Source organism: Verrucomicrobiota bacterium, assembly GCA_038744685.1.
GTDB lineage: Bacteria > Verrucomicrobiota > Verrucomicrobiia > Opitutales > Puniceicoccaceae > Puniceicoccus.
In genome coordinates this window covers 21,829-33,994 of record JBCDMB010000014.1, presented here as the reverse complement: position 1 = coordinate 33,994, position 12,166 = coordinate 21,829, and the positions used below count along the sequence as shown (strand labels likewise).

Here is a 12,166-nt window from a genome sequence, read left to right as displayed (position 1 = left end):
TATTACCTTTGGTTCCAGCCTTTATGGAGGAAACCTATCGATGATCGACCTGATCAATGGTCTCTCAGATCTGGGCGTAGAGTCACTTGTTCTCTATCCAGATGCGGGTCCAATTGAAGGGCGCCTAAAGGTTGAAAAGATCAGAGGAAAGCAAATATTCTTTTCGTCTGGGGTCTGCTGGCCTAGCGAAAAACCGCTCTACCACCCACGAAGGTGGTTCTCCTCCTCAGCCAATGCTCTCCGAACAGTTAAGAAGAAACGTATCAACAAGCTTGCACTGCGAGAAACGCAGTCAGTTCTAAGAGAATTCAAACCAGACTGCATTGTATCGAACACTGCCGCCGTCTCCTATGGCTCATTGATCGCCGCTCGCCATCACATTCCCCACGTTTGGCACATCAGAGAATATGGAGACCTAGACTGGGACTTTTCGCCCGATTTTGGAATGAAACGAAGGAGCAAAGAACTCAATCAATCCAGGCGAGCGATTTGCATTTCCAAGGCTGTTGCCAAGCACCACATCAAACAGAACCCGTCTGTTCCTATTTCAAAGTTCATAACAATTTACAACGGAATCGGGTGCAAGAGTGAGGTACTGGAGCGGTTCAATCCGAAGCCAACGAGGGGCGACTCTTTGAATATCGGTATTGCAGGACTCATCAAGCCGTCAAAAGGACAAGCAGTAGCGGTAAAGGCATTCGCAGCATCCAAGCAGAGCTTACCAAACCTAAGGATGAAGTTACTCGTGGCTGGAAAAGGAGACACCTCAGAACTTGAAGCTCTAGCAAAGAATCTCGGAGTAAAAGATCAGGTCGATTTTCTCGGGCACCTTGAGTATATGGATAATTTCTACAAATCGCTGGATATTGGTTTGATGTGTTCCGAAAATGAAGGATTCGGCAGAGTGACGGCTGAGTATATGTCATGGGGAATACCAGTGATCGGTCGTAACTCAGGAGCCACTCCTGAGATCGTTGAGAATAATCTCACTGGTTTACTTTACGACAATGCTGAAGAATTCACAGAAAAAATGATCTCACTGTTAGAGAGCCTTGAAGAACGTCAGAGACTTGGAAAGAACGGAAGGAAAAAGGCAATTGAGTATTATTCTTCGGAGAGAAGTGCAGAGGCCTTCTTGACTGCTGTAAAAGAAGCCATTTAGCACGAGTTCCTAATCTTCTGATGATAGATGGTAGCTCATCGAAGATAAGCCTTTTTCCTACCCAAGATTATCGTCTATTCGGTCATCCACTGATGTTTATAACGGTTCGAAAGATTCTCAAATATTTTGCAACAAGGGGTGCGCCTCGATGTTTTGAAGGACTTAAGCATTGTTGCTATTCCTATAGTCAGTTCGGTGAAGACCTATTAGTTCAGGACTTCTTTGGGCTCTATAAGCGTTCGGGGAATTATATCGATATCGGAGCATTCCACCCCATTGCTAAGTCAAATACCTACCTATTCTACAGGAAAGGATGGCGTGGTCTGGCTATCGAACCCAATCCCGATCTCGAGAAACTGTGGAAACGATATCGTCCAAGCGATCAGTTCGTCTCTGCTGGTGTTACAGCAAGTCTTGAAGAATCAAAACTACTGAACTACATTAACCATCCGATGGCTCCGGAGCGGAATTATATCTCTTCCGAAAAGAGCACTGATCGCACAGCCGTGAATAGAAAAGTAGCTCTTTTGCCAATTGGTCAGCTTACAAAGCGCTTTCAACAAATGTGGAACCATCTTGATTTACTCAATATCGATTGCGAAGGTTTAGACTTTGAGATCTTAAGCGCTTTTCCCTTCGACCAGATTAGGCCAAAATGTATTGTTGTTGATGACTTTGACCGCTCAACCCGTAGCAAAACCAGCAAATTCCTTCTCGATAGCAGGTACTGTCTCTTCGCTCAGGCAAGAATCTCGAAGATTTTTGTTCGGTTGGACGAGGGATAGAATCGTTTTGTTGCAAAGTGCATTGGTGGATTCTAGAAGACGCACTCCGTGATTCGAAAGGTCACTGGTGTGAATACATCGAGACCTTTCGAGATGGGCTAAGCAAATGTGATGACTGCTTCGAAATTTTCTGTGCGGGTGATGCGACGCCCGAAATACAAGCACGTTTTTCAACTAAACCAAAGCTGCCTCCGTCGATCTGGGCGCAGATGGGAGACGCCTCCCCCAAGTGGAAACGTCTGCTACGTGTTTTCACTCATGGTAATGCGACTTACAAATCCGTTTATCGGCTTTTGGACGAAGCCGATTCGACCCCCGACGTTCTGTTTGTCCCCACCGTCTTGGTTCACCATCTCTGGGGATGGTGGAAACTCTTAGCTGGTCCACTTACGAACAATTCAGCAAAGGTTCTGCTCTTCTTTCCGAATACCCCGATCTTCATCGATTTAGATGGTGCCTCAAGATTAAATAGAGATCCAACAGCTAGAATCTTCTACTGGTTGATCCGGCGTCTTCGTAAATATGTCCAATCGGGCCAACTTGTTCTCGGAGCCGAGACCTATGCAATGGTCGATGCCCTGACCAAGGCCACCGGAGTTCCATTTACCTATTTCCCACACCCGGTTCGGCTCAAACAAACACCCCCTGTAAAGGAAATACAAAATACAAAGAACAAAGAACAAGAAACGCTAGTTCTAGGTGCCTTTGGCGCAGCGAGATTCGAAAAAGGCAGCGAGCTGATTCAAATGGCCGCGAAGAAGATTCTCAAGTCGCAACCAGATCTTCCGGTGGAGTTTCATCTGCAGTGGTTGGATGACTTTAAGAACGAGCAGGGCCAATTGCAAAGCAAGAGCCCCTATCTGGAAAAGCACGCTAAGTTCAATTACATCACCGAGCTCTTCAGAGGGAACGGGTATCATGAGCAACTCGCTAAGACCGATATTATGCTGCTGCCCTACCGCGATGCCTACCAGCTCCGCGTTTCGAGAGTCGTGATTGAGGCCATGCTCTATGGGATCCCGGTGATCACAACCGAGAGTACCACACTCTGGGAACAAACAGAGCGTTACGGTGCGGCGCTTCCTTGCAAGCTTGATCGGGAAGGTAAGCACTTGGCAGCAGCCATTGAGCAGGCGATCAAACAGTATCCTAAACTAGCAGAACGCGCTCAGGAAATGATACACTCCGCCTCTGAGCATTTCTCAGCCTACAATTTTCGAGAGATTCTGATTCAGGAGGGTAACCTTCAACTTTCGGCTTAAAACTACTTTCGATGAACAAACGACTCCTAGCCGGAACACTGGCAGCCTACAGTTACAATCACTGGCTTTCGAACTGCCCATCGAGAAGGGTTCGCCGGATTTTTCTGAAGCAGTGGCTGGGCGACCTAGGGCTAGGAACTGGCATTCAAATGGGATGCCGATTCTTGAACGGTCGCAGAATCCATTTGGGCGAACGCAATGTGATTAACTTCGGTTGTTTACTCGATGGAAGGAGATACGCGATCCGAACGGGCGCAGATGTCTCAATTGGCCCAGAAGCCGCGGTTTTGACCCTTGGCCACGACCCCCGATCACCTAACTTCGCTGACCGCGGTGACGATGTCATTATTGGGAACCACGTCTGGATTGGCTATCGGGCGATTATTCTGCCCGGAGTGAAGGTTGGCGATGGTGCCGTGGTTGGTGCTGGGGCTGTCGTTACCAAAAGTGTCGAGCTGAATTCAATAGTTGCGGGCATACCAGCAAAAAAAGTCGGCGAGCGTCAGGACACACTTAACTATAGCCTAAACCACTCTCCGTTCATCGTATGAACCACCGAGACGAAGTACTTCAACTCTTTCAAGTAAAGGAAGTCAAAAATGGCCAACAAACTAAAAAATCTCCTAATCTCTATTTACAGACACGCAGGATTTCACATCTGCGAGGAATGTAATCTCAGCGAAATCGGTATCCTAGTAATCGATACCGAAGGCTTTGACTTCGAGATTGTTAAGTATGCTCTCGCCATGAGGAGTCCGCCAAGTATTATTCACTTCGAGACGATTCATTTAAATAGGTCTGACCGCTTAGAAAGCCGGAAAATTCTGTCGAGTAGGCATTACTGCATCATCGAGTCGGAAACAGACACCTTGGCCTATCAAAGTAGCCTCTTTCATCCGAGTGAATCAAGGTGAAGCTCGGAATCGTCATCCCACTTAAGTCAAAACGTGTCTCAAAGGACTGGCCGGGAGTCACTAGGTGCCTCAAAGGCACCTTGAAGAGTCTACTCCGTCAATCAGAGGACGGTTGGTGCTCCGTGGTCGTTGGGCATGAGCAACCCGATCTGCCTTGGAGTGAATGGACGAGAAAAATCGTTTGGATCGAAAGTTCTTTCGATCTGCCTCCCTTAAAGCGAGGTGGCTCTTACTCCAACTACGCGGATTTTGATCGAATATTAGATAAGCAGCGAAAAATATCGCTTGGGATGCGACATCTCCAACAGCAAGAAGTAACCGATTGGTTCGTGCTCGATGCGGATGATTACTTTCATCGGAACTTTGTAAAGACCTACCGAGAGTTGCCTCAACAAGCTGGTTGGCTAGTTAACCGAGGTTATATTTGGTATGCCGACATAAAAAGATGGTCGCATACAGACAGGCTACTTAACCTGTGTGGGTCGACAGCAATCATAAGCGCTTCCCTCTTTGATCTGCCGAGATCGGATGACGATAACGAGCTCCGCAAAATACCATGGTGCCGTTTAAGCCATAGTGACATGGAGGCGTTTCTTAGGCCGCACCTTTCGGGGGCGAGTCCGTTTTTTCCGCTGAGTGCAGTCGCATATACGCTTTCACATGGCGACAACTGCAGCGATGAGTTCCGCGATACCCCTCTCAAACAATTCAAACTTTGGGTAAAAAAACGGCTCACGACTCGAAAACTTGATCGGGAGTTTACCGATAAGTTCGGCGTGCGGTAGGTCGGAGCCCCTCTGGCGCATGACACCAGCCGCTACCATCCAATTCGGGCCTGCAGATAGAAAGGTTCAAGAGCCTAACCAGGAACCCAATACTCTTTAAGATACATCTCGTTGTGTCTACTTTAAAACTGCTGTATCACTGCGCCTACAATGAAGGCGGACTTGCCCGTTATGCTTTGGAGCAAAGGCGTGCTCTTGCGAAAGAGGTAGGCATCGAATGCTCCGCGCATAAGTCTGTAGCGAAGAAGCCTCGCCTCCATTTTCCGGGTAAGCTCGGAAGAGTCGGCTTGTTTCTCCAAACGACCATCCGCGATAAGAGAAGTCTCGCACATGAGACGCGGAAAAGAATACCTGACTGGCTCCTTCTCTCCTCATGGGGTGAATATCTTGCGCCGCTCTGGGCACACCATTTCAGAAGACTTCGCGATAGCGGAACTCGGATCGCCGCGATCGTTCATGACCCGGTTCGTGATTATGTTCGTGGTCCAAATTGGTTCCACCAAGCCTCCATTCGAGCAGCCTATTCTTTCGTTGACGCAGTATTCGTGCACGATGCGTCCGAGATCAGTTGGGGCGGTCTGATAAAGAAACCTCTGGTTGTTGAGATTCCGTGTGGCCCATTCCCTGTTCCAACAGGCACCACACCAAGAGCTAGACTACGCGCCGATTTCAATATTCCCGACGGTGCCTTTGCACTGCTTTCGTTTGGTCACATCCGTGACGCGAAGAATCTTGATCTAATTCTTCATGCTCTGGGTAAGCATAGCATGGTCCATCTCATCGTCGCTGGCAGAGAGCAGTCGGGGGGACAGAAACCAGTCGAAGAATACCAGCAACTGGCTACCAAATTGGGCGTCGCAGATCGTTGCCACTGGTTTAACGAGTACATTCCAGAAGAAGACGTGTGGAAGTATTTCACTGCAAGTGATTCGGTCGCGCTGACCTACTCAAGCGACTTTCGCTCCGCCAGTGGCGTCCTCAATGTAAATGTCCAATTCCGAAAACCGATTCTAGCGAGTTGCGGACCGAGTCCGCTAAAAACAGCGGTCGAGAAATACAACCTAGGTCCTTGGGTCGAGCCGGACTCCTCTGAAGAAATCGAACGAGGCCTTGAACGGATACTGAGCACCCCGAATTGTCCGGACGCCAGATGGGAGGAATATCTCAACGATAACTCTTGGGAGGAAAATGCTCGGCGTGTCGTCGAGGCGATGCGGTCGTTCGGTGAATCGGTGAAACGGTGAAACGGTGGGCAGTAAGAATTGTCCGGTGAGTCGGTCAGTTAGTTAGTTGGTTAACCAGTAAGCCAGTGAGACGGTTAGTCAGTTAGTCAGTGAAACAGTAATACCGTTTCACCGTCTAACCGGCTGACCCTTTAACTGTCTGACCGTCTCACCGAATGTCTTGGCTTTGCCATCAATTTAGCTCTCGTGAGCACTACGGTCTCAGTCGATAATGACCAAAACCTTGAAAGCCACCTCTTTGAGCACATCGGTTGAGGCCTTTTCGATTTACTTCACCTCCCTCGCCTTCCGATCCAAATTCTTTACTGATCAGAAAGCACCGCCCCGGAGACTCGCTTCCCCTTCAAAATTACCTCACAAGGATATGCCCTTTACCTACGAAGTGACCGGGCAAAATACGGCAAAACCTGTCTTTTCGTTATATCCCTTTTTGATAGCACAACCGCCGGCCTCTATCAGCGAAGTAAAATGACGACGCAAGAGCGTAGAAGGGCCCCACAGCAACGTGCCCACTCTTCAATACCCACCGTCTCACTGACTCACCGTCTCACCGTCTAACCGTCTCACTGTCTCACCGAATGTCCTGGCTCTGCTATCAACTCGGATCCCGCGAACACTACAGCATTCCGCGAGCACTCCACGCGAACAATTCCCTCGCTCTCCTACAAACCGATGCATGGATCACCCCAAAGTGGCAGTGGTTCCCAAAGGCGCTTCGACAAGCTGCTTTGGCGACCCGTTTCCATAATGATCTCGAAAAGACACCAGTAAGAGCATTCAATTCAAGCCGTGTTCTCTTTGACCTTTTAGCCAGAGTATCAAGACGGAAACCATGGGATACGATTGAGCTGCGTGACCAATGGTTTCAACGAAAGTGCATTCCACGTTTAAAACGCACCCTTAGATCCGTCAAAAATCCGATAGTCTTTTCATATTCCTACACAGCACGAACTCTATTTGAAGTCGCGAAGCGCGAGGGTGCGGTCTGTATTCTCGGACAGGTTGATCCTGGCCCGGGGGAGATCGAACATCTCAAAACAGTCTTGCCACCTGAAATCTCTCAAAGAATCGAAGACCGGCCGGAAAGCTACTGGGACTCATGGCGCAAGGAGATCGAACTTGCCGACCACATCCTAGTCAACTCGTCTTGGTCGAAAGAGCTGCTGATCAAATATTCAGAGGTCCCTGAAGAGAAAATCAAGGTCGTCCCCTTGGCCTACACTCGGGATAGGGTTGAATCCCCCAAGCAGTACCCAACACAATTTACCCAACACCGCCCACTTAAACTGCTATTTCTCGGCCAGGTCATCCACCGCAAAGGCGTCCATCTCCTCCTCGAAGCCATGGAAGGCCTCGCCGATCAACCCGTCACTCTCGACCTTGCCGGTCCTATCGACCAGAGCTTTCCCGTCTCACCGACTCACCGACTCACTGCCTCACAGCCTCACCGTCTCACCGTCCACGGCCCCGTTGACCGCCAGCGCACAAGGCAACTCTACCGTGAAGCGGATGTCTTTATCCTACCCACCCTCTCGGATGGCTTTGCCCTGACGCAACTTGAAGCAGCCGCCTACAGGCTACCGCTAATCACTTCTCGCTTTTGTGGACAAGTCGTGCAAAGTGCTGATGACGGGCTTATTCTTGACGAAGTGAACGCTGATAACATCAAGGCAGCGATTATGCACTGCATCACAAATCCAAAGAATCTCGCAAAATGGTCCGCACACGAGTTGAACTGGAACGAGTATTCGATTGAGCGACTTGGAGATAGGTTGGCCGCGGTGGCGGCAACTACACCAAAGCTAACCGAGCGATGACCTGACTTTTTCACGATAAAAATGACTTTCCTCCTAATTCTAGTCTTACTAACCGCGTCCGTCGTAACCTTCAGCTCTGCACTATCAGTCTATTTGCTAACCGGGTGTCAACTTGTGCTGCTTCTCAACCATGTGCGATCGGGACAGGTCACAGGAACCGGGGCCTTTCTGTTCATGTCGTTTCTGTTTTTTGGGGTTCGGGCCATTTACATCGTTTCAGAAAACGACTACTTCCTTTTCGAAAGGTTATTCCGCATTCAAGTAGACTTGGCTGAAGTCAACGAAGGTGTGCTTTGGGCTACTATCGCCATGATAGCCTTCTGGCTCGGATCCGCGTTCATCCGCCACTCAAAACAATTCGAGTTCCAAAAAAGGGCACAACAAGCAGATAGGCTCGACTTCATCGTCACGTCAGGAATGGCACGAGCGCTGATCGCGTTTCAGGTTCTAAGTATTCCTGTAATAATGTACCTTGCTGGAGCGGGTCGTAATCTCTATGGCTCTGCCTTTGGAGCCTACGCATACGACCTGCCAGTCCCACTCCAGTCGATCCACATCCTCGCGATCTTGGCTGTCCTTGAACGCTACCGCTATCAGCGTCATCCCAACCAACTGTTCACCTTGGCCCTCTCGGGAATACTCTTTCTAATTTTCACGTGGTATATGAGGGAGGTCAGCGTGTTCCGAGGGTTCTACATTGCTGGTGTAATGATCGCTGGCCTCGCGGTGGTTATGCGGCTCAAAGGAAGGGTTTCCTACCTTTGGCTCATCCTTCCCATCGTGCTTCTCCAGCCAATTTTCCGAACTCTCGGAGAGGTTCGGCACTTTGACAACGATACACTAAGGGAATTCAAACTCATCGACAATACGTTTGGCGATCTCGGGATAACTGCCACTTACTGGGGTTTTTATGATGGTCGCGGTGACATGAACATTCTCGACACTTTTGTCGCGGCCCGTGCATCCGAGCCTTCTGTAACCCCTTTTGCTTTGTCTTGGCTCTATGCACCCGTTCACTTTATCCCGCGATTTCTTTGGTCCTCAAAACCGGAACGCGGGATTCTTCAGGACCTTTCGTTTACGAATGGGGCACCTTACTCTCCGGGGATTGCCGGTTTTTTCTGGCTCGATGGGGGCAGTGATTACTGGATGGTCCTTTGTATGCTCATCCTCGGACTATTAGTGGGCTATCTTGACGGGCGAGTTCTTTCAATGAAAGACGGCTATCTCAAATACGCGTTTCTTGCCATTCTTGCGGTCAACTGCATGTTTTTGACCCGGTTTTTTCTTTGGCAGGCACTTTGGCAAGGACTGTACGCGGTCATCCCTTGTCTGGTTCTCAACTACCTGCTTCGGCCGAAGACCATTGAATCTGACGCCTCCGACTTGGAGGGAGAAAAAAACGCCGAGACCAGTCGGCAAGATGTATTTCCACGGTTCCACTGAGCAAATCCTTTGAAAGAGTCGCCATCTGCTTTGCCCAGTTCGGCCCCTATCATCATGCCCGCGTGCGCGCACTGCAGAAGACTGCGAAAGAGGAGGTCACGCCCATCCAACTGGCCGAGTCTACGAGCACCTATGCGTGGGAAAGAAACGGAGATATTTGCTCCGGCTTACGGACCCTTTGTCCTGGTGAATACGAAACTCTTCGTCCATTACTCGTATTTATTCGAGCACGACGTTTCTTTAGGAAAAATGGAATCAAATGTGCACTTCTTCCAAGCTATTCCCCGAAGGCGGAAACAGCCCTCTTTCTCGCCGCTAAGTTTTCAAAGGTTTCCTGCGTGATGATGAACGAAAGTCACGCAGGCACCGAAAAAGCAAAAGGCTGGAAAAAGCAAATTAAGCGCATGTTGGTCCGGCGGTTTGACGCTGCATTGGTGGGCGGAAAACCACATAAAGAGCACTTTTCAGCATTCGGCATCCCGCCTGACAAGATTTTCACCGGTTACGACGCTATCAGTAACAGAACTTTTTCGAGCGGGGCTACGGAAGCAAAAGAAAACGCGAAGAACCGAAGAGCGGAACTAAAGCTTCCACCCAGGTATTTTCTTAGCCTAGGACGGATGGTGCGGAAAAAAAACCTCCAAACGCTCGTTTCCGCGTACGCTCTTTTCTGTCAATCAACCGAAGCACCCGTAGCTCTGTGCTTTGTCGGAAGCGGTGAGACCGAATCAGCACTCCAGTCACAGGCTCAGTCACTCGGCCTGCGAGTCCATGAGGGAGAATCGCTCGACGAGCAGACCCGCTTGGAACTCGGCTCTGGCGATGTGTGCTTTTACGGTTTTCGACAGATTTCTGAAAATCCCTTCTTTTATGGTTTAGCAGAGGCTTTCATCCTCCCGAGCACAAAGGAAGAATGGGGGCTTGTCGTGAACGAAGCGATGGCTTCTGGATTGCCGGTTTTAGTCGCAAACGGAGTCGGGTGTGCAATGGATCTGGTCGACCATGAGGTTAATGGCTACCTTTTCAATCCGATGGACGCAGAGACTCTATCCGGCTTTCTAGTTGATATAGCGACGAATACCGAAAAACGTGCCGCAATGGGCAAAGCCTCTGAAAGGATTATTGCTGATTGGGATGTCGATAATTTCGCACGCAATGCCATTAAGGCAGTCAACGCGGCACGGGCAGAAGCGTAATGGAGCGCACACGCCACCCTGATCGGCGTCAAATCAAATTACAGTTTCTGAATCTCATGGGAGGGCGGGGCTCTGTCCCCGCCGCGCGCCCTGCTGGCCATCTCGGTCGGGACGGAGCCCGACCCTCCCCTGTTTAAGATATCTGGCGTTACGGCTGCTCTCCTGCTAGTAAGGGAGCAACCGTTATACCAATTAAAGTCAGCTATTGTTATTAGATGCACCTTCACTTCACTCAATCTCTCGAACCTTTACAGGGTGCTGGGTTGGGGCGGTCTGCTTTGGGATTGCATCAAGGTCTACTCCAAATCGGCGTCGACTCGAGTCTTTTCACGACCCGATCCAACACATTCTCCAATCAATGGGACGAGGTTCGACAATTCGTGCGACGGGGACCATCAAAGACTTTTTTTGCCCCACGGATGGGAACCGAAGCGCGCAAAGCAATTCGCGACGCGAGATGCCTTCACGGCCATGGCTTTTACGTTTACCCCAATTTTCTATTTGGGCATCATGGAAGAAAACTTTCGAAACCGTTGGTTTATCACATCCAAGGCTTTTTCGACCCATGGATTCTGGCGAGATCCCGTTTGAAGAAAAGGATCGTCCACGCACTTTTTGAAAAAGCGAACTTTCGATATGTTTCTTGGTGGAGAGCCGTTTCACCTAAAGAACGTCAACAGGCTAGAGCCTATGGAATTGCCACACCAATTGAAGTCTTGCCGAATGGAGTCCATCTTCCGCCGACACGAACGGTCGAAGAAATGAAGAGTCTCTTTAAGTGCTTTCCCAAGGTCCGAGAAAAAAGGTTGATCTTCCTCTCCCGCATTCATCCGAAGAAAGGATTAGACCTTTTGCTCAAAGTATGGAGCGATCTGGATCAGGCACTGGTTCGGAATTGGGAAATCGCGGTATTTGGTCCAGACGAAAGGGGATATCTTGCTGAGATAAAGGCACTCGCTCGTCAGCTTAACATCGAAGACTCCGTGTCGTTTTTTGGATCGGTTTCCGGAATTGACAAAGAAGCCGCCTTTCGGTCGGGAAACCTTTTTGTACTTCCCTCCAGATCCGAAGGTTTCCCCTTGGCGGTTCTGGAAGCCGCCAGCTATGCGCTGCCGGTCATTCAGACCACGGAATGCAACTTTCCCGAGCTGACCGAGGCAGGAGGTGCATGGGAAGGAGAACCCGAAATCGATTCGATCAAACAAGTCCTCGAATCCGCCTTGCGAGCCGACGACAAGGAACGCCAACAAAGAGGCGAAGCCGGAAAGGCGCTCGTTTCCCGCAACTACCAATGGTCAGCCATTGCCGTCCAAGTCGAAGCGGCGTGTAAGAAGTATTGTTAGCGGTAGAGGACGCTGTCCCAGCGGCCATGGCTTTGATCCAATCCGTCTATCATTCAAATTACGGACCGAATTTGGCTTGTAAGGACACAAGCCGCTACCAACCAATGTCGAGTACAACCTGGTAGAGGACGCTGTCCTGCCTAGGCGTAGCTCCCAGAGCGAAAACTAGTCCCAGCCGGCCATGTTTTGCTCTAAACCATCTAAAACTTAGG

At 49.7% G+C, this 12,166-nt stretch carries 10 protein-coding genes; all 10 read left to right on the top strand.

All coding sequences use genetic code 11. From position 1 onward, the window contains the following. Positions 1–40: 40 nt before the first annotated feature. Positions 41–1,162 (top strand): glycosyltransferase family 4 protein, encoded by a 1,122-nt coding sequence (locus AAGJ81_09485; GenBank protein ID MEM0966365.1) that lies wholly within the window; start codon positions 41–43, stop codon positions 1,160–1,162. A 20-nt stretch (positions 1,163–1,182) separates the two neighbouring features. Beyond that, positions 1,183–1,947, top strand: coding sequence for an FkbM family methyltransferase (locus tag AAGJ81_09480; protein MEM0966364.1), 765 nt, complete (start codon positions 1,183–1,185; stop codon positions 1,945–1,947). A 17-nt stretch (positions 1,948–1,964) separates the two neighbouring features. Beyond that, positions 1,965–3,209: a hypothetical protein gene (locus AAGJ81_09475; GenBank protein ID MEM0966363.1), complete on the top strand. Its 1,245-nt coding sequence runs from the start codon at positions 1,965–1,967 to the stop codon at positions 3,207–3,209. A gap of 11 nt (positions 3,210–3,220) precedes the next feature. Then, the gene (locus tag AAGJ81_09470) at positions 3,221–3,760 is read left to right on the top strand and encodes a DapH/DapD/GlmU-related protein (GenBank protein MEM0966362.1); all 540 of its coding nucleotides are present in this window, start codon (positions 3,221–3,223) and stop codon (positions 3,758–3,760) included. A 443-nt stretch (positions 3,761–4,203) separates the two neighbouring features. Next, complete coding sequence (locus AAGJ81_09465; protein ID MEM0966361.1) at positions 4,204–4,908, top strand: hypothetical protein; 705 nt, start codon at positions 4,204–4,206, stop codon at positions 4,906–4,908. Positions 4,909–5,021: 113 nt separating this feature from the next. Continuing rightward, a complete protein-coding gene (locus tag AAGJ81_09460) occupies positions 5,022–6,152 on the top strand; it encodes a glycosyltransferase (GenBank protein MEM0966360.1) in 1,131 nt (376 codons plus the stop codon). Positions 6,153–6,730: 578 nt separating this feature from the next. Next, positions 6,731–7,969 carry a glycosyltransferase family 4 protein gene (locus AAGJ81_09455; protein ID MEM0966359.1) on the top strand — a complete coding sequence of 413 codons (1,239 nt, stop codon included), beginning with the start codon at positions 6,731–6,733 and terminating at the stop codon, positions 7,967–7,969. Between the two features lie 21 nt (positions 7,970–7,990). Continuing rightward, positions 7,991–9,415 carry a hypothetical protein gene (locus AAGJ81_09450; protein MEM0966358.1) on the top strand — a complete coding sequence of 475 codons (1,425 nt, stop codon included), beginning with the start codon at positions 7,991–7,993 and terminating at the stop codon, positions 9,413–9,415. A gap of 341 nt (positions 9,416–9,756) precedes the next feature. After that, complete coding sequence (locus tag AAGJ81_09445) at positions 9,757–10,611, top strand: glycosyltransferase family 4 protein (GenBank protein ID MEM0966357.1); 855 nt, start codon at positions 9,757–9,759, stop codon at positions 10,609–10,611. 761 nt (positions 10,612–11,372) lie between these two features. Next, entirely contained in the window at positions 11,373–11,954 is a 582-nt protein-coding gene (locus tag AAGJ81_09440; protein MEM0966356.1) for a glycosyltransferase, read from the top strand. The last annotated feature ends 212 nt before the right edge of the window (positions 11,955–12,166 follow it).

Coding starts and splice junctions, on each gene's coding strand:
- AAGJ81_09485 (MEM0966365.1), top strand. CDS start 41: ATGATCGACCTGATCAATGGTCTCTCAGATCTGGGCGTAGAGTCACTT.
- AAGJ81_09480 (MEM0966364.1), top strand. CDS start 1,183: ATGATAGATGGTAGCTCATCGAAGATAAGCCTTTTTCCTACCCAAGAT.
- AAGJ81_09470 (MEM0966362.1), top strand. CDS start 3,221: ATGAACAAACGACTCCTAGCCGGAACACTGGCAGCCTACAGTTACAAT.
- AAGJ81_09455 (MEM0966359.1), top strand. CDS start 6,731: ATGTCCTGGCTCTGCTATCAACTCGGATCCCGCGAACACTACAGCATT.
- AAGJ81_09450 (MEM0966358.1), top strand. CDS start 7,991: ATGACTTTCCTCCTAATTCTAGTCTTACTAACCGCGTCCGTCGTAACC.
- AAGJ81_09445 (MEM0966357.1), top strand. CDS start 9,757: ATGATGAACGAAAGTCACGCAGGCACCGAAAAAGCAAAAGGCTGGAAA.
- AAGJ81_09440 (MEM0966356.1), top strand. CDS start 11,373: ATGAAGAGTCTCTTTAAGTGCTTTCCCAAGGTCCGAGAAAAAAGGTTG.